The organism is Roseomonas sp. USHLN139 (genome assembly GCF_037145735.1).
Classification (GTDB): domain Bacteria; phylum Pseudomonadota; class Alphaproteobacteria; order Acetobacterales; family Acetobacteraceae; genus Pseudoroseomonas.
Genome location: NZ_JBBCWY010000002.1, coordinates 750,742 through 773,526, shown reverse-complemented (window position 1 = coordinate 773,526; position 22,785 = coordinate 750,742). Strand labels below are relative to the sequence as shown.

Here is a 22,785-nt window from a genome sequence, read left to right as displayed (position 1 = left end):
GGGGGCATGGCCGGCTCAGGCTTCGTGGCTCTGCAGATCCTCTGCCAGGGCGGTGATCTCCTCGACGGCCGCGGCCAGCTCCTCCGCCCCCTTGGACTGCTGGCGGGCAGCCTGGGCGGCCTCGCCGGAGGCCTGCGAGGCCTGGTGCGCCGCCGCGGAGATCTGCTCCATGCCCTTCTTGGCCTCGCCTAGGGCATTGAGGATTTCCGCGGCGCCGGAAGCGATGTCGCGGCTGCTGCCAAGGATCAGGCCCATCTCGGCCTCCATCGCGCCGAGATTGCTCATGATGGCCTTGTTCTTCTCGACCTCGGCGGTCGCGGCGGCGGCGATCTCGTCGAGATCGCGCCGCACCGCCACGATCTGGTCCTGGACCGCCTTCACCAGATCCTTGATCCGCTCCGCATTCTCCGAGCTGTCGCGCGCCAGGTTGCGGATGTCGGTGGAGACCACCATGAAGCCCTTGCCGAATTCGCCGGCGCGCGCCGCCTCGATCGAGCCGTTCACCGCCAGCATGTTGGTCTGGATTGACACGGTCGAGATCGAATCGACGATCTTGTCGATGCGGCGCGCCACCTGTTCCAGCGCATTGATCTGCTCGCGCGAGCGGGCGTTCTCCTCGACGGAGCGCTGCACGCCGGTGATGATCTGGTCGACCGTCACCCGGTTCTCGCGCAGCGCCGCCGCCATGGCCTGCCCCTTGTCGCGGGCCTCGGTCGCTCGGTTGCTGGCGATCGTCGCGCCGCGCTCGATCTGGGTGATGGCGGCGGCCGATTGCTGGGTCGCCGCGGCCTGCTGCTGCGCGCCCCGGCTGATCTGGTCGATCGCCGCCATGATCTGCGAGGCGGCGCGGTTGATCTCCTCGACGGCGGCGGAGAGCTCCTCGGAGGCCGCCGCCATTTCCTCGGCGCTCTTCTCGATGTCGCTGCTGCTGCGCAGCTCCTCCGCCATTTCGGAGAGTTCCGCCGAGGCCTGCTCGCTCTGCGACAGGGCGGAGGTCTGCTGGTCGACCGTGCGCATCGCCTCCTGGCAGGCGGCCGACTGCTCCTCGGCGGCGGCGGCGATCGCCTCGGCCCCCTTCTGGGCTTCCCGGGCCGCCTCGCTGGACTGCTCGGCCGCCGCCAGGATCTCCCGCGCGCCCTGCAGCACCTCGACCATGTCCAGCCGCAGCTGCTCCAGCTGGTTGGTGACGATCTGGCCCTTCTCCGCCTCCTGGGTGGCCGCGGCCGCCGAGGCATTGATGCCCTCGGCGATCACCTTCACCTCCTTCTGGATCTGGCCGATGAGCTCCTGGATGTCGCGCGCGCTCTTCTCGCTGGTCTCGGCCAGGTTGCGCACCTCGTCGGCCACCACGGCGAAGCCCTTGCCGTGCTGGCCGGCGCGCGCCGCCTCGATCGCCGCGTTGAGCGCCAGCAGGTTGGTCTGGTCGGCGATGCGCGCCACCGCCTTGACGATCTCGCCGATATTGGCGGCCTGCTTCTCCAGCTCCTCCACCATGGTCACCGAGGTGGTCTGGCGCTGCGCCGCGCGGCCGATGCTCAGGATGGTGGCGCTGATCTGCGCCGTCACGCCGCTGACCAGGGTCTGCAGCGCCGCCGACTTGGTGCCGGAGGCCTCGGCATTCTCGCGCTGCCGGGCGATGTTGGCGGTGATTCGGGTGACGGCGCGCATCGATTCCTCGGCGGCGCTCGACGCCTCCTCGGCGCCGCTGGCGATCTGCCCCATCGAGCGGCGCAGTTCCTCGACCGCCGATCCCGCCTCGGCGATGCCGCTGGCCACCTCGGTCGTCGCCGCCGCCACGCGCTCCGCCGCCTTCTGCTGCTTGCCCGGGCCGCGCGCCTGTTTCCGCGGCGGCGGCGGCGGCCGCCGCACGGACCCGCCCGCCGGCCGTCCGTCGCGCCCGGTCAGGGCGCTGGGCCCCTCGGGCACGGTCCGCGCCGTTTCGGAGCGGACGTCAAAAGACTTAACCAGGGCCATGGGGGCTGACCTGCCGAAGGTTGAACGGCTCCAGCCTTACAGGGTGACCGGTTGACGGACCGTTTCAGGGCCGCCGGCGTCGCGGCCTGCCCGCCCTGGCCGGCGGCGGCGCCCACGCCCGGCATTCACGAATCCTTGCATCACCGCCCCCGATGATGGCCGGCCGGCGGCCGTCACCTTGCCCGGCCTGGCCTGTGGAGTGGATCGCGTGAGCATGACAGACGAGCGGCGCCGGCTTCGGCGGCTTCGCGGCTACGGCCTTCTCGACACCCCGCCGGAGCCCGCCTTCGACCGCCTGACCCGGCTGGCCTCCTCCATGTTCGACGTGCCCGTGGCGCTGATCGCCCTGCTCGATGCCCAGCGGCTCTGGTTCAAGAGCCGCGTGGGGCTTGCCGCCACCGAGATGCCGCGCGCGTCCGCGCTGGGCGCGCCGCCCGGCCATCAGGGCGTCTGGGTGGTCCTGGATGCCAGCCAGGATGCGCGGCTGCGCAGCCATCCGATGGTCGTGGGCGAGCCGCATGTCCGCTTCTGCGCCGAGGCGCCCCTGCTCGCGCCGGATGGCACCTGCCTGGGGTCCTTCTGCCTGCTCGGCTTCCAGCCCCGCGCCGGCTTCGGCGAGGAGGAGCGGAGCCAGCTCCAGCACCTCGCCCGGCTCGCCGTCGAGGAGATGGAGCGGCGGGTCGGCGCGCCGCGCATGTCACCCCGGTGGCGGGCCGCCGTCGCGCTCCGCAACCTGGGTGGCGCTGCGCTGCTGGGCGCGGCGATGATGGCGGCCGCCGGCGCGGCAGGCCCGGCGGGGGGATGGGCGGTGCTCGCCGGCCTGGCCACGGCCAGCGCCGGCGCGGCGGCCTGGGCCTGGCAGGCCGGGCGATCCGCGCCGCCGGCGGCGGGCCGGGAGGCCGGCGCCACGGGCCTCGCGCCGGACCGGCAGCGGCTGGCCGAGGTCGAGGAGGACGAGGCGGTCTGGCGCGGCATCCTGCGCCAGGAAGGCTTCGCGGGCAGCCTCTGCCGGCCGGGCGACGTCATGCGGGCGCGGCTCGACCTCGCCGCGCAGCGGGGTGGCGCGCGGGGAGGCGCCGATCGCTGCGCCGCCTGGCTGCCGGAGCTCTGCGAATACACGCGGGACCAGCTCTGCTCCGCCATCGAGGAAACCGAAGGCGCCGCCTACATGATCATGGACCGGCTGCGGCAGGTCGAAGCGCTGGTGCAGGAGTTCCGCACCCTGGTGCATCATTCCGACGCGGAATCCGCCTCGCTGCTCCGGGCCTCGGGCGAGAGCGTCTCGCGCAACGAGGGCTTCATCCAGAGCCTGCATGCCTATCTGCAGGAGCGTTCCGACGCCACCGAGGCCGACCGGCAGTGCTTCCAGCGCATCGCCGAGGATGCCCAGCTGCTGCAGGATTCCGTCGAGTCGATCAGCAAGATCGTCGCCACCACCAATATCCTCGCCCTGAACGCCACCATCGAGGCGGCGCGGGCCGGCGAGGCGGGCCGCGGCTTCGCCGTGGTGGCCGCCGAGGTGCGCACCCTGGCGCGGGAGACGAAGCACGCCGTCGACCGCATCGAGACCGGGCTGGACAGCTTCCAGGCGAATATCCGGGCGCGTCTGCTGGCGACGCAGGCCGAATCAGGCTCGGCGGGCGAGCGCCGCCTGCTGGACGAGCTGGGCGGGCAGTTGCACGCGCTGGGCATCGGCTATGAGGGCCTCACCCGCCACCAGAAGCAGATCCTGGTCAGCATGGAGAACCTCAGCCAGAACCTGGCCGATTTCATGACGGCGGCGATGGCCGAGGTGCAGTTCCAGGATGTCGTGCGGCAGCGGCTGCAAAACATCGTCGATGGCGTCGCCGTCCTCGAGACCAGCGATGCCGAGAGCGCGGTCGAGCTGATGAAGACCCGGGCCAGGGTCGGCGCCCGGGAGAATGTCATCGACCTCTTCTAGCCGCCAGGAGGGGGCGGCGGGGTCACGCCCGGGGCGCCGCCCAGATCTGCGCTTCGGTCCAGCCGAGCGCGGCGAACTCGCCGGCCCGCAGCGGCGCCTCGGCTTCCGGGAAGAATTCGTCGAGCTGCGGCGGGGCGACGCTGCTGCCGCTCAGCATGGCATGCGCCTGGCCGCGATGGTGGATCTGGTGCTCGAAGAGATGCAGCAGCAGCCGGTCGCGCCGCTCGGCCTGGATGCGGCTGCCGCGATGCACGCGGACGATGCCGTCGAGATCGGCCGGCGCCAGGGCCTCCACCACCGCCAGCAGCCGGCGGTCGACCGCCTCCTGGGCGGCGCGCAGGCTGGCGATGTCACGGCAGGGCTCGCGCTCCGCCCAGGCGGCGGGGCCGAGCGAGCCGCCCTCCAGCGCGTCCACATAGAACCAGTCGACGATCAGGATGTGGTTCAGCGTGGCGCGCAGGCTGGGGAAGAAGCCGGTGCGCGGCGCTTCCAGCTCGCCCGGGGCGAGCCCGGCGCAGGCGGCCAGCAGCCGGTGGTTCGCCCAGGCATTGTTGTAGGCCAGGCTGCGGAAGGGCAGCAGGACATCCGGCATGGCGGGTTCCTCGGTGGCAGGGGCAGGGCGCGATCCTGCACCGGGCGGCGGCGGCTGCCCAGCCGAGGGCGGCCGGGGCGGCGGGGAGGGCCGCCACCCTGACGCCGATGTGACGCGCGGGCTTGTGCGGCGGAGAATACGATAATAAGAATCATTCTCATGAAGACCCAGACCCGGAGCCGCCGATGCCCCTGCTCGAGGTGAATGACCTGGCCGTCCGCTTCGACACCGCCGACGGCGCCATCCACGCCGTGAACGGCGTCAGCTACGCCCTGGAGCCCGGCGAGACGCTGGGCGTGGTGGGGGAGAGCGGCTCGGGCAAGAGCGTGCATGTCCTCTCCATGCTCGGCCTGATCCCCAGGCCGCCGGGCCGCATCGTCCGCGGCAGCGCCCGCTTCAACGGCCGCGACCTGCTGGCGATGTCCGAGGGCGAGCTGCGCGACATCCGCGGCAACGAGATCGGCATGATCTTCCAGGATCCGATGACCTCGCTGAACCCGGTGCTGACGGTGCGCACGCAGATCACCGAGGCGCTGGTCTGCCACCGCAAGATGGGCCGCTCGGCAGCGAAGCAGCGCGCCATCGAGCTGCTCGACCTGGTCGGCATCCCCGACCCGCACAAGCGGGTGAACCAGTATCCGCATGAATTCTCGGGCGGCATGCGCCAGCGGGTGATGATCGCCATCGGCATCGCCTGCGAGCCGAAGCTGCTGATCGCCGACGAACCGACGACGGCACTCGACGTCACCGTGCAGGCCCAGGTGCTGGACCTGATGCGCGACCTGAAGAAGAAGCTCGGCATGGCGATGATCTGGATCACCCATGACATGGGCGTGGTCGCCGGCATCGCCGACACCGTGCAGGTCATGTATGGCGGCCGCATCATGGAGCGCGGCCCGACGCGCGCCGTGTTCCACGACACCCGCAGCGCCTATACCGACGGGCTGCTGCGCTCGCTGCCCGACCATGACGCGCCGGTCGTCGTCGATGCGCAAGGCCGCCGCCCGCGGCTGAGCCAGATCCCCGGCCAGCCGCCCGACATGGCCCGCCCGCAGGCGGGCGACCCCTTCGCGCCGCGCAACCCGCATGCCACCGAGCGCTGCCATGTCGAGGCGCCGCCGCTGCAGCAGGCGCCGGGCGGCGCGCCCGGTCATCTCGTCGCCGCCTGGTACGACCTCCGCGCCACCCGGGAGAAGGCCGCATGAGCGCCGCCACGCCACTGCTCCGCGTCGAGGGGCTGACCCGCGACTTCGTCACCCGCAAGGACCTGTTCGGCCGCGCCACGGCGAAGCTGCGCGCGGTCAACGACGTCTCCTTCGAGATCGCGCCCGGCGAGACGCTCGGCCTGGTCGGCGAATCCGGCTCCGGCAAGAGCACCACGGGCCGGCTGGTGCTGCGGCTCGACGAGCCGACCGAGGGCCGCATCTTCTTCGAGGGCCAGGAGATCACCGGGCTGCGCGGCGGCGGCCTCGCCCCGGTCCGCCGGAAGCTGCAGGTGGTCTTCCAGGATCCCTATTCCTCGCTGAACCCGCGCATGCGGGTGGGCGAGAGCGTCGGCGAGCCGCTCTCCGTCCATGGCGTGGTCGGCAGCGCGGCGGAGCGGCGCGACGCGGTGGCCGAGCTGTTCCGCCGGGTCGGGCTCGATCCGCGCTTCATGGACCGCTTCCCGCACCAGTTCTCCGGCGGCCAGCGCCAGCGCATCGGCATCGCCCGCGCCGTGGCCCTCAGCCCGAAGCTGATCGTGGCGGATGAGCCGATCACCGCGCTCGACGTCTCGATCCAGGCGCAGATCATCAACCTCTTCCTCGACCTGCAGGAGCAGATGGGCATGGCCTATCTGTTCATCGCCCATGACCTCGGCATGGTGCGCTACCTCTGCCACCGCGTCGCCGTCATGCTGCGCGGCCGCATCGTCGAGATGGGGCCGACCGACCAGGTCTTCGCGCATCCGCAGCACCGCTACACCCAGGCGCTGCTCTCGGCTGCGCCGATCCCGGACCCGGATCGCGAGCTGCAGCGCCGCCGCCTGCCCTACGAGCCGGTGCCGCCGCCGCCCGAGGCCCAGCTCGCCGAGGTGGCGCCCGGCCATTGGGTGCTGGCCGCCTGAGGCCGGCGCCGGACGGGGCGGCGTCCCGTCCGGCCTCTCCCCGCGCCCGCCCGCACAGCAGCAGGAAGCCATCATGTCGGTGATCGAATTCCCCCAGCGCCTCGACGCCTTGCCCGAGCTGGAAGGGGCGCTGCTCTGGTCGATGCGCGCCTGGGCGCTCGGCCTGTCGCGCGGCATCGCCGTCGCCGCCGAGATCCAGGCCCTGTATGACGAGCTGGGCGCGCCCGAGGCCGCGCAATGCCTGACCGGCTTCATGACCACGCTGAACAACGGCGCCACCCGCATGCTCGACGTCAACTGCGTCTGCCACCCGGCGGTCAGCGGTGACGAGTTCGACCTGCTCGACGTGCTGGCGCTGCAGCAGGAAGGGCGCGACGCGGATGCGACCGTGCTGCTGACCCGGATGATGGCGCCGGAGGAGGCCGGGCAGGGCGCCGCCTGGATCGGCCAGCTGATCGCCTGGCTGAATGCCGCCGGGCACCGCATGCCGCGCGCCTCGGCGGCGCTGCGCCGCCACGCCTTCCGCGCGCAATTCGCCTGGACGGCGACGACCTCCTCGGCCTGCCTGCACTGAGCGCGGCCCAGGCCACAGGCGGGACGCAAGGCACCACGATGTAGCCCCGGGTCGATAACCGAGGGAAGGCTACAAGTATCTGTTTTTCTTGAAAAAACCTTGCGCGGCCCGGCGCGGCGCGATAGGAGGCGGCGATCGGGGAGTAGCCACCGCCACCGAGGCGGAACCGGGTCAACATGCTCGCGCCGGCTGGCGCGTGGCCCGGCGTGTCGTCCGTCTCGCGCGGCGATCTGGCAAGACCGGGACGGATGCGGGGCCTGGGCCTCTCGCAGCCCGTCTCCGTGACCTGCCCGCGTGAGATCGAGAACATGTCCCCCATCGCCATCGCCGTCCTGGCGCTCAGCATGTCGGTCGATGCCTTCGCCGCCGCGCTCGGCCGCGGCGCCACCGCCGGGCGCGGCCGCCTCGGCGACGCCATGCGCACCGGCCTGGTCTTCGGCAGCGTCGAGGCCATCACCCCCGTCATCGGCTGGGGCGCCGGCGTGCTCGCCGCCGGCACGATCCGCAGCATCGACCATTGGATCGCCTTCGGCCTGCTCGCCCTGGTCGGCGGCCGCATGCTGCTGGAGGCCTTCCGCCGCGACGAGGCCGAGGAACCCGCCGGCCGCTCCTTCTGGATGCTGCTGGCGACGGCGGTCGGCACCAGCCTGGACGCCATGGCCGTCGGCGTCTCGCTGGCCTTCCTGGAGGTGAACATCTGGGTGATCGCCGCCGCCATCGGCTTCGCCACCTTCTGCCTGGCCACCGGCGGCATGCTGGCCGGCCGCCTGCTCGGCCGCCGCTTCGGCCGCTATGCCGAGATGCTGGGCGGCGTGGCGCTGATCATCCTCGGCGTGACGATCCTCGTCGAGCATCTCTCCGCCTGACAGCGGCCTGCCCGACCGGCTAGACCAGGGGCAGCAGAGGAGAGGCGAGGATGATGGACCAGGAGGCCCTGACGGCCTGGGCGACGGCGAATGGCTGGACGATGCAGGGCGGCTTTCTCAGCCTGACCAAGCCCTCGGCGCCGAAGGAAGCGATCGTCCGCCTGGTGATGAAGGCGACGGTGGTCAATGTCGAGGTGAAGAAGCCCGCCGGCAAATGGGAGAAGGTCGCCGGCGCCGCCTATGGCAAGATCGAGCCGGACGAGGAAGGCGGCCCGCCGACCGGCCTCGGCTTCGAGAAGATCCCGAGCTTCTCGATGCTGATGCGCGAGAACAAGGACCGCCAGGTCTTCGCCGGTTTCGGCCGCTGAGGCCCCGGGGGGAGGGTGCTCCCCCCGGGTGACGGCTTACGACAGCGCCGGCAGGTGGCTTTCGATCTCGGCACGCTGCGGCTCCAGGAAATGCGGCAGCTTCAGCGTCTGGCCGAGGCGCTCGGCCGGCTCGTCCACCGCGAAGCCGGGGGCGTCGGTGGCGATCTCGAACAGCACATGGCCGGGCTCGCGGAAATAGACCGAGCGGAAGTAGTTGCGGTCCTTCTGCTCGGTGGTGGCGATGCCGTGATTGGCCGCCAGCTTGCGCACCATCTCGGCCTCCGCCGCGTCATCGGCGGCGCGGAAGGCCAGGTGATGCACCGAGCCGCGCCCCGTTCGGCCGCGCAGGAAGCCGCCGACGGCGCGCAGGTCGACGATGCCGCCGATCGCTGTGCCCGGCGCCTGGAAGCGCGTCACATTGCCCTCGCGCGCCGCCTCGGCGAAGCCCAGCACATCGGAGAGGATGGCCCCCGTCGCGGCGGAATCCTCCAGTATCAGGCTGACGCTGTGGAAGCCGCGCAGGGCGTGCTCGGCCGGGATTTCCGAACTCGCCCAGCCGGGCTCATTCTCGATGCCGGCCATGCCCAGCAGAGCGAGGCGCATGCCGTCCGGGTCGCGGAAGCTCAGCACCGTCTCGCCGAAGCGCTCGCTGCGGGTGAGCTCGGCGACGCCGGCGGCGGTCAGGCGATGCGTCCAGAAGCCGACCGAGGCCTGCGGCACGCGGAACACCGTCTCCTGCAGCTCGCCGGCGCCGAGCCGGCCCTCGGCCGCCTGCGCCCAGGGGAAGAAGGTCAGGATGGTGCCGGGGGTGCCGGCCTCGTCGCCGTAATACAGGTGCCAGGCGCCGGGATCGTCGAAATTCACCGTCTTCTTCACCAGGCGCAGGCCCAGGATGCGGGTGTAGAAATCGACGTTGCGGCGGGCTTCGCCGGAGATGGCGGTGACGTGGTGGATGCCGAACTGCGACATGGCTCGTGGCCTCCGTTCAGGGTTTGGGGAAGGCCAGCGCCCTCCGTCAAGGCCAGAGATCGCCCGTCCGGGGCCCGGAATCCAGCGGCAACCGATTGCGCCGCTGCAATCATGATCTTGCAATCTGCAGCATGGCATTGCGTGGAAGAACGGCGCAGAATGGCCGCCCCCGCCTGTCCGGAACCGGATGCCCGACGCCCTCAACACCCTGGAATGGGATGATTTCCGCCTGATCCTGGCGATCGCCGAGGCGCAGGGCCTGCCGGCCGCGGCGGCACGCCTCGGCGTCGCCCATTCCACCGTCTTCCGCCGCCTCGGCCAGATCGAGGCGCTGCTCGGCACCCCGCTCTTCGAGCGCCACCGCACCGGCTATGCCGCGACGGCGGCGGGGGAGGCGGTGGTGGCGCTGGCCGCCCGCATGCAAAGCGAGATCACCGAGCTGACCCGGCAGCTGGCCGGCCAGGCGGTGGCGGCCTCGGGCGAGATCCGGCTGGCCACCAGCGACGCGCTGCTGCACGGGCTGCTGCTGCCAGTTTTTGCCCGGTTCCGCGCCGCCCATCCGGGCGTGCGGCTCGACATTGTCACCGGCAATGCAGCGGCCAACCTGTCGCGGCGCGACGCCGACGTCGCCATCCGCGCCAGCGAGGCGCCGCCGGAGACCCTGGTCGGCCGCCGCGCCGGCCGCATCGCCTGGGCGCTCTACGGTGTGGCGGGGCTGGCGGAGGCCACGGCGCCCTGGCTGGCGCCGGGGGACCCGCTCGCTGGCCTGCCCGCCGCCGGCTTCCTCCGCCGCCATGTGCCCGCCGGCCGCATCGCCGCCCGGCTGGACAGCGTCCTGGCCCTGGCCGCCGCCGCCGAGGCCGGGATCGGCATCGCGCATCTGCCCTGCTTCCTCGGCGAGGCGCGCCCGGCGCTGCACCGCCTGGCGCCGCCGGAGCCCGGGCTCGCCAGCGACCTCTGGCTGCTGACCCATCCCGACCTGCGCCAGGCGCCCCGCATCCGGCTGTTCCTGGATTTCTGCGCGGGCGAGATCGCCGGGCTGAAGGGGCTGATCGAGGGCTAGCGCGCGCCGGGGAGTGCCATGGCGCGCCTAGGCTTCCAGCGCCTTGTCCACCGCCGCCTCGGCATGGATCGCCGTGGTGTCGAACAGCGGCACGGCACTGTCCTCGGGACCGACCAGCAGCATGATCTCGGTGCAGCCCAGGATGATCGCCTCGGCGCCGCGCGCGACCAGGGCGGCGATGACCGCGCGATAGGCCGCGCGCGAGCGGTCGACGACCTTGCCCTGGACCAGCTCCTCATAGATCACGCGATGCACCTCGGCGCGCTGCGCGTCGTCGGGGACCAGCACCGCCAGCCCGTGCCGGTCTTCCAGCCGGCCGCGGTAGAAGGCCTGCTCCATGGTGAAGGCGGTGCCGAGCAGGCCGACCGTGCGGAAGCCGGCCGCCTTGATCTTCTCCGCGGTCGGGTCGGCGATATGCAGCAGCGGCAGGCTGACCGCCGCCTGCACCTCGTCCGCCATCCGGTGCATGGTATTGGTGCAGATCAGCAGGAAATCGGCGCCGCCCCGTTCCAGGCGCCGCGCCGCGGCGACCAGCTCGGCGGTCGCCGCCTCCCATTGCCCGGCATGCTGCAGCGCCTCGATTCGGGCGAAGTCGAAGGACCACATCAGGCATTCGGCCGAATGCAGCCCGCCCAGCCGCTCGCGCACCGTCTGGTTGATGATCCGATAGTATTCGGCGGAGCTTTCCCAGCTCATCCCCCCGAGCAGCCCGATCACCTTCACGCGTCTTCTCCCGCTGGACCTGCCGCATCAAGGTCCAGGCGGGGCAAGGGCGCAAGCCCCGGCAGGCCGGTCCGCTGCGGGGGCTCTGCCGCCGGGCGGCATTCGAGGGTTTGCAGGGCGCGCCGCGGCCGGCAAGCTGGCGGCTTCACCAGACGGCGAGGGCCAGGCCATGCGCGACGATGCTTTCATTCCGGGCCCCCGGCTCACCCTGCCCGGTGCCGCCGACGGTCCGCTCGCCGGGCTGCGCTTCGCCGCCAAGGACCTGTTCGACATCGCCGGCCAGCCGACCGGCGCCGGCAATCCCGACTGGGCCGCCAGCCACCCGCTGCCGCAGCGCCATGCCTGGGCGGTGCAGACCCTGCTCGACGCCGGCGCCGCGCTGGCCGGCAAGACCGTCACCTGCGAGGTCTCGCTTGGCATCCTCGGCTTCAACCAGTTCCACGGCACGCCGCGCAATCCGGCGGCGCCGGGCTGCCTGCCGGGCGGCTCCTCCAGCGGCTCCGCCTCGGCGGTCGCGGCGGGCGAGTGCGACACCGCGCTCGGCACCGACACCGGCGGCTCGGTGCGGGTGCCGGCCAGCCTCTGCGGCCTCTATGGGCTGCGCCCGACGCATGGGCGCATCCCCGTCACTGGCATGGTCACCCAGGCGCCCAGCTTCGACACCACCGGCTGGTTCGCCCGAGATGCCGCCACCTTCGCCCGCGTCGCCGCCGTCATGCTGGGCGAGCCGATTCCGGAAACGGTGCCGCCGGCGCCGCTGCTGCTTGCCACCGACGCCTTCGCCCTGGCCGACGAGGCGGTGCAGCAGGCGCTCGCCCCGGCGGTGGAGCGTGTCGCGGCGCTGCTCGGCCAGGGCGTCGAGCGCATCACCCTGGGCGAGCCCGGCGAGCTCGCCGTCTGGGGCGCCCAGCGCAACATCGTCCAGCGCGCCGAGGGCTGGCAGACCTTCCGGCCCTGGATCGACGCCGCCAATCCGCGCTTCGCCTTCAACGTCGCCCGCAACCTGGCCTTCGCCGCCTCGCTGACCGAGGCGCAGGTGGCCCTGGCCCAGAGCGTGCGCGAGCGGGTGCGCGCCCGCGCCCGGCTGCTGCTCGAGGGCGGCGCCATGCTGGCCATCCCGACCACCCCCTTCACCGCGCCGCCGCTCGGCCTGCCGCTGGCCGAGATCGACCGCCTGGCCGACCGCATCGGCCTGCTCTGCTCCTTCGCCGGCCTCTCCGGCGTGCCGCAGATCAGCCTTCCCCTGGCGATGGCCGAGGGCAAGCCGGTCGGCCTGTCGCTGATCGCCGCCCCCGGCCAGGATGCCCGGCTGGTGGCCATCGCCCGCGCCCTTTGACCTTGGAGAACCCATGATGCCCGAGCTGACCAATTCCGAGCTGACCAACCCCGAGCTGAACATCCCCGAGATCGTCGCCGAGGTCCGCGCCGCCTTCGAGCGCTACGACCGCGCCCTGGCGGAGAACGACGTCGCCGTGCTCGACGACAGCTTCTGGCGCGACGCGAAGACGCTGCGCTACGGCGTCGCCGAGAACCTCTACGGCCATGACGCCATCGCCGCCTTCCGCGCCGGGCGGACGCCCACCGAGCACGCGGCCCGCGCGCGGCGGCTGGAGAACACCGTCATCAACAGCTTCGGCCGCGACTTCGCCGTCGCCAACACGGAATACGTCCTGCTGCAGTCGGGGCAGCGCGGGCGGCAGAGCCAGACCTGGGTCCGCTTTCCGGAAGGCTGGAAGGTGGTGGCGGCCCATGTGTCGATCATGCAGGAAAAGAAATAGGCAAGGCTGGGGAGAAGGTATTCTCCCCAGACCCCTCATCTATCTTTGTCAGAAAGCAGGCGGGCGATGGACGCGACAAGGCCGATGGGCGGGTTGGGGCTGCTCTGGCAGCTGCTGCGCGCGCGGGGACGCAACCGCGCCGACCTGTTCTACGAATTCATGGGCACCAGCAACCGCATGGCGGAGGACTGCACCTACCTCAACTGCGGATACTGGGAAGGCACCACCGACTATCGCCAGGCGGCGGAAGCCCTGGTCGACCTGCTGGCGGACGCCGCGGCGATCGCGCCGGGGGACCAGGTGCTCGACGCCGGCTGCGGCTTCGGCGACCAGGATGCCCATATCGCCCGCAGCCGCCGCACCGGCCGCATCCTCGCCGTCAACGTGACCCCGGTGCAGATCGCGACGGCGCAGCAGAGCAATGCGGCGCCCGGCGTCGAATACCGCCTCTGCCCCGCCACCCGCATCGACGAGCCCGATGCCAGCTTCGACGCCGTCATCTCGCTGGAGGCCGCCTTCCATTTCGACACCCGCGAGGACTTCTTCCGCGAGGCGTGGCGCCTGCTGAAGCCGGGCGGGCGCCTGGCCATCATCGACCTGGTGCCGCTGGAGCGCGACGGCCGCCTCGACACCGGCGGGCTGCGCGGCGACTTCGACCGCTGGGCCGGCCAGGTGCCGCCCGCCAATGTCTATGGCGCCAGCCGCTACCGGGATCTGCTGCGGCAGGCCGGCTTCGCGGAGGTCGCCCTGCGCTCGATCCGCGACCAGGTGTTTCCCGGCTTCCGCCGCCACATCAAGGCCATGGCGCGCGACCCCCAGGCACGGCAGCGCATGCATCCGATGATCCGCCTGGGCCTGCGCTTCGCCGATATCGATCCCTATGCCGCCTCCGACTACCTGGTGGTCACGGCCCGCAAGCCGGGCTGATCCAGCCAGAGATCCGCCTCGGCCTGCTCTGGCCAGATCTCGGCCGGGGTGCCGTCGATCCACAGCCGCCAACGCCCCATCCGCAGCGGCGCCAGCGCCTGCCGCCCGGTGGGCAGCGCGGCCTCGAGCAGCGTAGTCTCCTCCAGCGCCAGGCGGAGCGTCGCCGGCCGGTCCAGCACGATGCCCAGCTGCGCCGGCGGCGGCCCGCCGAGCCGGTCGCGCAGGCGCAGGCGGATGACATGGCCGATTTCCGCCAGCGCCTCTTCCCGTTCGCCCTCGACCGGGGCCTGCAGCCGCGCGGCCAGGCGGCGCAGCACATTGGCACTGCTGTGCCGCCGCAGGCAGAGGATGAAGGGAAAGCCGAAGCGCATCAGGTAGTCGGCGTTCAGCCGGGCCAGCACCTCGGGCTCGACCAGGGCGCCGAGCGGGGTATCGCCCTGCTCCCGCCGTGAGGCCGCGGTCAGGCTGGCCGGCAGCGGGCCGGCGACCAGCGGCTCATGCGCGTTGAGGAAGGCAAGCTGCTGCGCCACCGGCGCCGCCACCATCGCGGCCATCAGCGCCTTCTGCAGCGCCGCCGGATCGGCGAAGGGGCGCGCCGCCGCCGCCGCCGCCACCACCCAGGGGGCCCGCTCGACCACGCCGTCCAGCGCGGCGCAGAAATCCTCGGCCGAGGCGGCGTTCAGATCGGACAGCAGCATCACGGCGGCGCCGGCGCGGCGGCCAGCAGCTCCCGCGTATAGGCCGCCGCGGGCTGGTGCAGCACCTGCGCGGTCGGGCCCTGCTCGACGATGCGGCCCTGGCGCATGACGATGACGCGGTCGCAGAGCAGCTGCACCACATGCAGGTCGTGGCTGACGAACAGGTAGCTCATCCCCAGCCGCTGCTTGAGCTCCTGCAGCAGGTTCAGCACCACCGCCTGCACCGAGACGTCGAGCGCCGCGGTCGGCTCGTCGAGGATCACCAGCTCGGGGTTCAGCGCGATGGCGCGGGCGATGCCGACACGCGCCTTCTGCCCGCCCGACAGCTGGTGCGGGAAGCGGCCGAGCAGCGCCTCCGGCAGGCCGACCAGCCGCGCCAGCTCGCGGCAGCGCGCCGCCAGCGCCGCGCCGCGCAGCTCGCCCATGCGCAGGATCGGGTCGGCGATGGCGCGCTCGGCGGTGTAGCGCGGGTTCAGGCTGTCGGTCGGGTCCTGGAACACCATCTGGATGCGCCGCCGCAGGGCCGAGCGGGTGAAGTCGCGCGGCGCGATGTCTCCCAGTTCCTGTCCGTCGAAGCGGATCGCGCCGCTGGTCCGCTCCAACAGCCGCATCAGCATCATCGAGGTGGTCGACTTGCCGCAGCCGCTCTCGCCGACCAGGCCGACGCTCTCGCCGCGGCGGATCTGGAAGGAGATGCCGTCCACCGCCCGCGCCGGCGGCAAAGCCGGGCCGCGCCGCAGCCAGGAGCCGAGGCCGCCGCTGCCGGCGCGGGGGAATTCCTTGACCAGGTTGATGACGTCGAGCAGCACCGGCCCCGGGGTGGCGTCCGGCGCCTCGACGGGCGGCGCCTCGCCTTCCGGCAGCAGATCGGGCAGGCGGGCGCCAGGGCGCGGCGTGGCACGCAGCAGGCGGTGGGTATAGGGGTGCTGCGGCGCCCGGAAGATATCGCGGGCTGGCGCGTCCTCGACGACGCGGCCGCGCTCCATCACCACCACGCGGTCGCAATAGGCGGCGGCCAGGCCGAGGTCGTGGGTGATCAGCAGGGTCGACATGCCGCGGGCGCGGGTCAGTTCGGTGACCAGCTCCATCACCGTCTTCTGCGTCGTCACGTCGAGGCCGGTGGTCGGCTCGTCGGCGATCAGCAGCTGCGGCCGGCAGGCCAGCGCCAGCGCGATGACGATGCGCTGGCACATGCCGCCCGACAGCTCGAAGGGATAGGCGTGGTAGCGCTCCTCCGGCCGGGCGATGCGGACCTGCTCCAGCATCTCGATGGCGCGGGCGCGGGCGGTCTGGCGGGTGGCCTGGGCGTGGCGGATCAGCACGTCCTCGATCTGCCGGCCGACGGCGCGGATCGGGTTCAGCGCGGCGCGCGGGTTCTGGAAGATCATCGAGATCTCCCGCCCCCGCAGGTCGCGCATCTCGCGTTCCGGCAGGCCGGGGAGGTCGATGCCGGAGAAGCCGATGCTGCCCTCGGCGATCTTGCCCGCGCGGTCGAGGATGCGCATCACCGCATAGGAGGTGACCGACTTGCCGGAGCCGCTCTCGCCGACGATGCCGACCGTCTCGCCCTTGCGGACACTGATGGAGATCTGGCGCACCGCCTGCACCGGCCCGGCGCGGGTGGCGAATTCGACGGTCAGGTCGCGGATCTCGAGCAGCGGCGGGTTTTCCAGGGTGGTGGCGGACATGGGGCGTCCTCCCTCAGCTGCGCCGCTGCGGGTCGACGATGTCGCGCAGACCGTCGCCCAGCAGGTTGAAGCAGAACACCGCCAGCATCAGCGCCAGGCCGGGGAACAGCGCCACCCACCATTCGCCGGAGACGATGAAGCTGGCGCCCTCGGCCACCATGATCCCCCATTCCGGCGTCGGCGGCCGGACGCCGAGGCCGATGAAGGAAAGACCGGCGGCGTTGAGGATGGCATAGCCCATGGTCAGCGAGACCTGCACCGCCATGATCGGCAGGATATTCGGCAGGATCTGGGTCAGCAGGATGCGCAGCTCGGAATTGCCGGTCAGCCGGGCGGCGAGGACGAAGCCGGCCTCGCGGCGGATGGCGGCCTCGGCGCGGGCCAGCCGGGCATAGAGCGGGAAATTGACGATGGCGGTGGCGATGACGATGTTGGTCACCGTGTTGCCCAGCGCGGCGACGATGCCCATGGCCAGCACGAAGAGCGGAAAGGCCATGATGGTGTCGGCGATGCGGCCGACCAGGCGGTCGGTCCAGCCGCCGAAGAAGCCGGCGGCGACGCCGGCCAGCCCGCCGAGGGCGAAGACCAGCGCCACCGAGGCGATGGCCACCGTCATGTCGAGCCGTGCCGCCACGACCACGCGGCTGAGGATGTCGCGGCCGAGCTGGTCGGTGCCGAAGGGATGCGCCCAGCTCGGCGGCTGCAGCGCGATCGCGGTGTTGCTGGCCAACGGATCGTAGGGCACCAGCGCCGGCCCGAAGGCCGCGCAGAGCAGCAGCAGGAAGAACAGCCCGAAGGCGAGGCCGGTGACGGCATTGCCGGTGACCACGTGGCGCGCATGGCGCAGCGAGGCCGTGAAGGCAGAGGGGGAAGCCTGGGTCGCGCTCATGCCGCCATCCTCGCGCGCGGGTCGACCAGGCCGTAGAGCAGGTCGATCGCCAGGTTCAGCAGGACATAGAGGATGGCCATGGCCAGGACGAAGCCCTGGACGGGGGCGAAGTCCGAGGCGATCAGCGCCTCCACCGCATAGGACCCGACGCCGGGCCAGGCGAAGACCTTCTCCACCAGCACATTGGCGCCGAGCAGGAAGGAGAAGACCATGCCCAGCGTGGTCAGCACCGGCAGCATGGCGTTGCGGAAGCCATAGGTCAGGATCACCGCGCGTGGGCTCAGGCCGCTGGCGCGTGCCGTGCGGACGAAATCGGCGCCGAGCACGGCCAGCATGCTGGCGCGGCTGATGCGGGCGATCGGGGCCAGGGCGAAGAGGCAGAGGGTGCAGACCGGCAGCACCATCTGGGCGAGGGCGGCGCGGAAGGTCTCGGTGTCGCCGACCAGCAGGCTGTCGACCAGGAAGAAGCCGGTGACGGTGGGCGGCGCGCTGGCGAAGGCGTCGAGGCGGCCGAGCGGCGCCGGCGACCAGCCGAGCAGGAAGTAGAAGACATAGACCAGCAGCAGGCCGGTGAAGAAGACCGGCAGGCTGACGCCGCCGGTGACCAGGATGCGGCAGGCATGGTCGGCGAGGCTGCCCTGCTTCACCGCCGCCAGGATGCCGAGCGGGATGGCGATGAGCATGGCCAGCAGCAGCGCCGAGAGGGTCAGCTCGGCGCTGGCCGGCAGGCGGGCGGCGAGGTCGCTGAGCACCGGCTGGCCGGTGGTCAGCGACATGCCGAGATCGCCCCGGAAGAGCGCGGTGACGTAGCGCAGGAACTGCTCCGGCAGCGGCCGGTCGAGGCCGAGCTCGGCGCGGATCTGTGCGATGCTTTCGGCGCTGGCGGTGGGGCCGGCGAAATAGCTGGCGGTATCCCCCGGCAGCACCCGCGTCAGCACGAAGGTCGCCAGGATGACGCCGATGAGCGCGGGGATCGCTCCCGCCAACCTCAGTGCGATGGTCCGCATGGTGCTTGGGGCTTTCTTGCAGAAATAGAGGGGGGATTCGGGGGGATACCTCCCCCCGACCTTTCTTGCTTATCCCTTCGTCAGATACCGGAAGTCCGGCTCCCGGCAGGGCCAGAACTGGTAGCCGCCGATGTTCTTCTGCATGGCGACGTCGTGCAGCGGCTGGCAGATCGGCAGGGCGGGCAGCTCGGAGAAGGCCATCTCGATGAAGCCCTTGACGTCGCGCTCGTAGCTGGCCGCATCGGCCGCAAAGCGGGCGCCATCGACCAGGCGGTCCATCTCCCTGTTCTGGTAGCTGGAGATGTTGAAGATCGAGTTGTTGGAATGGTAGTTCCAGAAGAAGTAGTAGTCCGGATAGTCTAGCCAGCCACCGAAGCGGTTGATCGCCATCGGCGCGGTCTTCTTGTTGAGCTCGCCGCGGAAGTTGGCGCCGGGGATCTTCTGCAGCTCGATGATGATGCCGAGGGGGGCGAGGGCTTCCTTGATGAGGACGGCCATCGGCTCGGCGATGGTGGCGGCACCGGCGTCGAAGATCAGGCTGGTGGTGATGCCGCCGGGCGCCAGCTGGGCGACCAGTGCCTTCGCCTTGTCGATGTTGGTGTCGTAGGGGTAGGGCTGCGGCCAGGCGGTGGTGGCCTTGCCGTCGCCGCCCCACATGGCGATGCCGCGGCCGAAGAGCGAGGCCTGCATGATCTTCTCATAAGGCAGGGCCCAGGCGACGGCCTGGCGCAACCGGGCATCGGTGAAGGGGCCGGTCGCCGCGTTCAGGGCCAGGGACCACAGCGCGTTGGGCACCGGCACGCCCACCACCTTGACCTTGCCGCCATCGGCCAGGTCCTTGAAGTCCTTGGGCGGCAGGCCGTAGCTGATATCGGCGTCGCCGCGCTCGATCAGCGCGCGGCGGGTGCTGGGCGAGGGGATGTCGCGGGCGATGATCCGGCGCAGCGACGGCAGCTTGCCCGAGGTCCAGTCGTCGTTGCGGACATAGATGGTCTCGACGCCGGGCTTCCAGCTTTCCACCTTGAAGGCGCCGGAGCCGGCGACGTTGTTCTTCAGCCAGTCCTTGGCCCAGGGATCACCGCCGGCATTCTTCTGGGCGAGCTCGCTGTCGAAGACGAAGGGGATGGTGACCGCCAGGTTGGGCAGGGTCATCTTGTCGCGGCGGGCGAAGTCGATGCGGAAGGTGCGGTCATCCACCGCGACGAATTGTTCCGCCTTTTCCAGCGAGCCCGCCGCCATCTGGGTCGTCGCGAAGCCGCCGATGCTGACGGCGCGGTCGAGCGACCACTTGACGTCCTTCGCCGTCACCGCCCGGCCGGAATGGAACTTCGTTTCGCGCAGCCTGAAGGTCGCCGACATGCCATCGCTGGCGACCTGCCAGCTTTCGGCCAGCTCGCCCTCCAGCTCGTTGATGGCGAAGGTGCCGCCCTGGCCGTCGGGCAGCGGCACCGGCTTGAAGCGCAGCAGCCGGTCATAGCAGTTCAGCGAGACGCCATTGACCGGCTGGGCCGAGCCGATGCCCTGCATGTCCAGGCTGTTCGGCCCGTATTCCTGCACCAGCAGCAGGGTCTCGCGCCGGCTGGGCGCGGCGGTCTGGGCATCCGCCAGAGTGGGTTTGACGAAGGGCGCGGCGAGGGCGGTGGCAAGCAGGCTGCGGCGGTGCATGGAAGCCTCTCATCCAGGAACGGGATCGGGAATGCGCAAAGCCTGAGCAGGCAGCGCAGAAAATTCGGGCACCAGCGCCTGGCGCAGCGGCGCCAGCGGGTCGCTCGGCAAAGCCCCAGGCGGGCGCAGCATGGTCTGCACATGCGCCAGATGGCCGCGCATCAGGGTGGCCGCCCGGCGCATGGCGCCGCGCGCCAGGGCGTCGAGGATCTGCCGGTGCTCGGCCGAGGACAGGCCGGCATCGCGCGGCGACTGGTGCAGGGCGGCGATCAGCATGGTGCGCGCCGTCAGGTCGCGCAGCAGCTCGGCGATCACCGGATTGCCCAGCACCTCGGCCAGGCAGACATGGAAATTGCCCAGCGCCAGGCTACGGCTTCCGGCATCGCCGGCCTGGATGACCTGTTCTTCCTCGGCGATCTGGGCGCGCAGGCGGGCGATGCCTGCCGCATCCGGCGGCACCGCCTGGTCCAGCATGCCGCATTCCAGGGCGCTGCGGGCGGCGAGCGTGGCGCGGGCTTCCGCCAGCGAGGGCTCGGCGACGAACCAGCCGCGCCGCGTCGCCAGGCAGACGATGCGCCGCGCCGCCAGCCGCATCATCGCCTCGCGCACCAGGGTGCGGGAGACGGCGAAGAGATCGGCCAGCTGCTGCTCGCCCAGCCGCGTGCCGGGGCGGATGCGGCCGGCCAGCACCGCCTGCAGGATGCGCTCGTCGATCGACAGCGGGGTTGCATGGCGGGCTTGCATACAAGCCGGCCATGCAACGGGCATGCCAGGGCTAGGCGGGCGACGCCCCGGCCCAGTCGCCGGCCGCCAGCATCGCCGCCACCTCGGCCTTCAGCAGCGCGACCACGGCGCCGGTGGCGCGGGTGTCGGCACGGTCGGGCGGGCGCACCAGCAGGATCTGCCGGCGGATCGGGGGGGTAAGGGGGGCCATGCTGAACTGCCGCGCCGCCTCCTCCGCCGCGATGGAGGAGGGCGGCAGCACGCTGTGCCCCAGCCCCGCCGCCACCAGGTCCTTGATGACCCGGAAGCTGTCGGCCTCGAAGCGGACCGCCAGCGGCGCGCCGGCGCGGGAGGCCGCGGTCTCGATCAGCAGGCGCAGCCCGTGCGGCCGGCTGGGCAGCACCATCGGCAGGGCGGCCAGGCTGTCGACACTGACTGGCGCGCCATCCAGCGCCCCGGCCGGGCCGATCAGCGCCAGCTCGTCCAGCAGCAGCGTCTCGCAGCGGAGGTGCAGCCCGTCGCCCGGGCCATAGAGCAGGCTGACATCGAGCTGCCCGCGCTGCAGCCATTCGACCAGGTGGCCGGCATAGCCCTCGACGATGCGGAGAGAGACGCCCGGCAGCTCCGCCGCCACCCGCCGCGCCAGCCGGCCGGACAGGACATGGCTGGTGGTCGGCATCAGCCCCAGCGCCACCTGGCCGCGCACCTCGGAGGCGAGCGCCCGGACCTCCTCCACCGAGCGCTCGATCTGCCGCAGCGGGCCGGTGACCCGCTCCAGCAGGGCGCGCCCGGCCTCGGTCAGCTGCATGCCGCGGCCGTGGCGGGTGAAGAGGGCCAGCCCCACCTCGGCCTCCAGCAGGCGGATCTGCCGCGACAGCGCCGGCTGCGCCAGCCGCAGCCGGTCGGAAGCCTTGCTGAGCGAGCCGCTCTCGGCGATCTGCAGGAAGCTGCGCAATTGCCGCAGGTCCATGGGCGCTCTCCCTTCGCGATCGGCGATATCGCCTATCGCGCTTTTCGAATTTCCTGAAGGCTGCCGCTGCGGGAGACTGCTGGCAAGACGGTTCGAGCCTGAGGGGGAAGCATGACGGCGGTTCTGGAGCGCGCGGAGGCGCGCGCGGCGGAGGCATGGCCCGACGCCATTTTCGACATCCTGAAGCGGGCCGATGTGCGCCAGGTCGCCTATGTGCCCGATGGCGGCCATGCCCGGCTGATCCGCGCCGTGCAGGCCGAGCCGTCCATGAAGGCCATCGCCCTGACCACCGAGGAGGAAGGCCTGGCCCTGCTGACCGGCGCCTCGCTGGGCGGCGAGCGCGGCGTGCTGCTGATGCAGTCCAGCGGTGTCGGCAACTGCATCAACATGCTGTCGCTGGTGAAGCTGACCCGCACGCCGGTGCTGATCCTGGTGACCATGCGCGGCGAGTTCGGCGAGTTCAACCCCTGGCAGGTGCCGATGGGCTCCACCACCCAGGCGGCGCTGGCGCTGATGGACCTCCAGGTGCTGCGCGCGGCCTCGGCCGAGGAAGTGCCCGAGGTGGTCCAGGCCGGCGCCAACATGGCCTTCGCCGGCGGCACCGCGACCGCTGTCCTGCTCTCTCAGCGCCTGATCGGCGCCAAGGTCTTCTCCAAATGAGTTCTTTCCAGTTCGAGCGTCGTGCGGCGGTGGCGCGGTTGCTGCGGGACCGCGGCGAGGCGGTGGTGATCAGCGGGCTGGGCTCGGCCACCTATGACCTGGCGGCGGCTGGCGACACCGACCGCAATTTCTACCTCTGGGGCGCCATGGGGGGTGCGGCCGTCATGGGGCTGGGCCTGGCGCTGGCCCGGCCGGACGTGCCCGTGCTGGTGCTGACCGGCGATGGCGAGATGCTGATGGGCCTGGGCAGCTTCTCCACCATCGCCCTGCAGGCGCCGCGCAACCTGGTGATCGCCGTGCTGGACAACGGCCTCTATGGCGAGACCGGCGGCCAGCCCAGCCATACCGGCGCGGCGCATGGCGCGGCCCGCACCGACCTGCTGGCGGTGGCGCGCGGCTGCGGCATCGCCGATGCGCGCGAGGTGGCCGATGCGGCGGCGCTGGACGCTCTGGCGGCGCGGCTGCGCGACGGCGGCGAGGGGCCCTGCGTCGCCCGGATCCCGGTCGATCCGGCCGAGGCGGAGCGCGTGCTGCCGCTGCGCGACGCCGTGCTGATGCGCGGCCGCACCCGCGCGGCGCTGGGCCTCAGCCCCGGAGTGTAG

Annotated in this window: 23 protein-coding genes; 12 read left to right on the top strand and 11 right to left on the bottom strand. The window is 71.8% G+C overall.

The annotated features are described in order from the left end of the window. Window positions 1-15: 15 nt before the first annotated feature. On the bottom strand, window positions 16-1,926 hold the full coding sequence (locus WFI16_RS10435; RefSeq protein ID WP_419897768.1) for a methyl-accepting chemotaxis protein: 1,911 nt from the start codon (window positions 1,924-1,926) through the stop codon (window positions 16-18). A 262-nt stretch (window positions 1,927-2,188) separates the two neighbouring features. On the opposite strand from WFI16_RS10435, the gene WFI16_RS10430 reads away from it, so the two are divergent. Then, window positions 2,189-3,916, top strand: a complete 1,728-nt coding sequence (locus WFI16_RS10430; protein ID WP_419897782.1) for a methyl-accepting chemotaxis protein — start codon at window positions 2,189-2,191, stop codon at window positions 3,914-3,916. 22 nt (window positions 3,917-3,938) lie between these two features. Here WFI16_RS10430 and WFI16_RS10425 read toward each other — a convergent pair whose 3' ends face one another. Beyond that, window positions 3,939-4,508 carry a DinB family protein gene (locus tag WFI16_RS10425; protein ID WP_419897767.1) on the bottom strand — a complete coding sequence of 190 codons (570 nt, stop codon included), beginning with the start codon at window positions 4,506-4,508 and terminating at the stop codon, window positions 3,939-3,941. A 185-nt stretch (window positions 4,509-4,693) separates the two neighbouring features. Here WFI16_RS10425 and WFI16_RS10420 point away from each other — a divergent pair, with 185 nt between their 5' ends. From WFI16_RS10420 to WFI16_RS10400, 5 genes are all read left to right on the top strand, one after another. Next, complete coding sequence (locus WFI16_RS10420) at window positions 4,694-5,713, top strand: ABC transporter ATP-binding protein (RefSeq protein WP_419897766.1); 1,020 nt, start codon at window positions 4,694-4,696, stop codon at window positions 5,711-5,713. Further along, window positions 5,710-6,615: an ABC transporter ATP-binding protein gene (locus WFI16_RS10415; RefSeq protein WP_419897765.1), complete on the top strand. Its 906-nt coding sequence runs from the start codon at window positions 5,710-5,712 to the stop codon at window positions 6,613-6,615. The genes WFI16_RS10420 and WFI16_RS10415 overlap by 4 nt, the downstream gene beginning before the upstream one ends. Window positions 6,616-6,688: 73 nt before the next feature. Next, window positions 6,689-7,189, top strand: a complete 501-nt coding sequence (locus WFI16_RS10410; protein WP_419897764.1) for a hypothetical protein — start codon at window positions 6,689-6,691, stop codon at window positions 7,187-7,189. Between the two features lie 308 nt (window positions 7,190-7,497). After that, on the top strand, window positions 7,498-8,055 hold the full coding sequence (locus WFI16_RS10405) for a manganese efflux pump MntP (RefSeq protein ID WP_419897763.1): 558 nt from the start codon (window positions 7,498-7,500) through the stop codon (window positions 8,053-8,055). A 53-nt stretch (window positions 8,056-8,108) separates the two neighbouring features. Beyond that, a complete protein-coding gene (locus WFI16_RS10400; protein WP_419897762.1) occupies window positions 8,109-8,423 on the top strand; it encodes a hypothetical protein in 315 nt (104 codons plus the stop codon). 36 nt (window positions 8,424-8,459) lie between these two features. Here the strand turns inward: WFI16_RS10400 and WFI16_RS10395 are convergent, their stop codons facing one another. Next, the gene (locus tag WFI16_RS10395; RefSeq protein WP_419897761.1) at window positions 8,460-9,392 is read right to left on the bottom strand and encodes a ring-cleaving dioxygenase; all 933 of its coding nucleotides are present in this window, start codon (window positions 9,390-9,392) and stop codon (window positions 8,460-8,462) included. A gap of 187 nt (window positions 9,393-9,579) precedes the next feature. Between WFI16_RS10395 and WFI16_RS10390 the strand changes: the two genes are divergently transcribed. Beyond that, window positions 9,580-10,455, top strand: a complete 876-nt coding sequence (locus WFI16_RS10390; RefSeq protein ID WP_419897760.1) for a LysR family transcriptional regulator — start codon at window positions 9,580-9,582, stop codon at window positions 10,453-10,455. A 27-nt stretch (window positions 10,456-10,482) separates the two neighbouring features. Here WFI16_RS10390 and WFI16_RS10385 read toward each other — a convergent pair whose 3' ends face one another. Then, window positions 10,483-11,178, bottom strand: a complete 696-nt coding sequence (locus WFI16_RS10385; protein WP_419897759.1) for an aspartate/glutamate racemase family protein — start codon at window positions 11,176-11,178, stop codon at window positions 10,483-10,485. A gap of 169 nt (window positions 11,179-11,347) precedes the next feature. On the opposite strand from WFI16_RS10385, the gene WFI16_RS10380 reads away from it, so the two are divergent. The 3 genes from WFI16_RS10380 to WFI16_RS10370 all read left to right on the top strand — a co-directional run bounded on the left by WFI16_RS10380 (window position 11,348) and on the right by WFI16_RS10370 (window position 13,883). Next, complete coding sequence (locus WFI16_RS10380; protein ID WP_419897758.1) at window positions 11,348-12,514, top strand: amidase; 1,167 nt, start codon at window positions 11,348-11,350, stop codon at window positions 12,512-12,514. 16 nt (window positions 12,515-12,530) lie between these two features. Then, on the top strand, window positions 12,531-12,956 hold the full coding sequence (hpxZ, locus tag WFI16_RS10375; RefSeq protein WP_419897757.1) for an oxalurate catabolism protein HpxZ: 426 nt from the start codon (window positions 12,531-12,533) through the stop codon (window positions 12,954-12,956). Window positions 12,957-13,022: 66 nt separating this feature from the next. After that, on the top strand, window positions 13,023-13,883 hold the full coding sequence (locus WFI16_RS10370; protein WP_419897756.1) for a class I SAM-dependent methyltransferase: 861 nt from the start codon (window positions 13,023-13,025) through the stop codon (window positions 13,881-13,883). Here the strand turns inward: WFI16_RS10370 and uraD are convergent. The 7 genes from uraD to WFI16_RS10335 form a co-directional block, all read right to left on the bottom strand. Next, a complete protein-coding gene (gene uraD, locus WFI16_RS10365) occupies window positions 13,850-14,581 on the bottom strand; it encodes a 2-oxo-4-hydroxy-4-carboxy-5-ureidoimidazoline decarboxylase (RefSeq protein ID WP_419897755.1) in 732 nt (243 codons plus the stop codon). The two genes, WFI16_RS10370 and uraD, sit on opposite strands and share 34 nt — an antisense overlap. Continuing rightward, the gene (locus tag WFI16_RS10360) at window positions 14,581-16,269 is read right to left on the bottom strand and encodes an ABC transporter ATP-binding protein (RefSeq protein WP_419897754.1); all 1,689 of its coding nucleotides are present in this window, start codon (window positions 16,267-16,269) and stop codon (window positions 14,581-14,583) included. Before WFI16_RS10360 ends, uraD begins: the two co-directional genes overlap by 1 nt. A 13-nt stretch (window positions 16,270-16,282) precedes the next feature. Next, on the bottom strand, window positions 16,283-17,158 hold the full coding sequence (locus WFI16_RS10355) for an ABC transporter permease (protein WP_419897753.1): 876 nt from the start codon (window positions 17,156-17,158) through the stop codon (window positions 16,283-16,285). Further along, window positions 17,155-18,165, bottom strand: coding sequence for an ABC transporter permease (locus WFI16_RS10350; RefSeq protein WP_419897752.1), 1,011 nt, complete (start codon window positions 18,163-18,165; stop codon window positions 17,155-17,157). Before WFI16_RS10350 ends, WFI16_RS10355 begins: the two co-directional genes overlap by 4 nt. Window positions 18,166-18,234: 69 nt before the next feature. Further along, window positions 18,235-19,830, bottom strand: coding sequence for an ABC transporter substrate-binding protein (locus WFI16_RS10345; RefSeq protein ID WP_419897751.1), 1,596 nt, complete (start codon window positions 19,828-19,830; stop codon window positions 18,235-18,237). Between the two features lie 9 nt (window positions 19,831-19,839). After that, window positions 19,840-20,574 carry a GntR family transcriptional regulator gene (locus WFI16_RS10340; RefSeq protein ID WP_419897750.1) on the bottom strand — a complete coding sequence of 245 codons (735 nt, stop codon included), beginning with the start codon at window positions 20,572-20,574 and terminating at the stop codon, window positions 19,840-19,842. Between the two features lie 31 nt (window positions 20,575-20,605). Beyond that, the gene (locus WFI16_RS10335) at window positions 20,606-21,523 is read right to left on the bottom strand and encodes a LysR family transcriptional regulator (RefSeq protein WP_419897749.1); all 918 of its coding nucleotides are present in this window, start codon (window positions 21,521-21,523) and stop codon (window positions 20,606-20,608) included. 111 nt (window positions 21,524-21,634) lie between these two features. On the opposite strand from WFI16_RS10335, the gene WFI16_RS10330 reads away from it, so the two are divergent. Continuing rightward, window positions 21,635-22,183: a thiamine pyrophosphate-binding protein gene (locus WFI16_RS10330; RefSeq protein ID WP_419897748.1), complete on the top strand. Its 549-nt coding sequence runs from the start codon at window positions 21,635-21,637 to the stop codon at window positions 22,181-22,183. Continuing rightward, on the top strand, window positions 22,180-22,785 hold the full coding sequence (locus WFI16_RS10325; protein WP_419897747.1) for a thiamine pyrophosphate-dependent enzyme: 606 nt from the start codon (window positions 22,180-22,182) through the stop codon (window positions 22,783-22,785). Before WFI16_RS10330 ends, WFI16_RS10325 begins: the two co-directional genes overlap by 4 nt.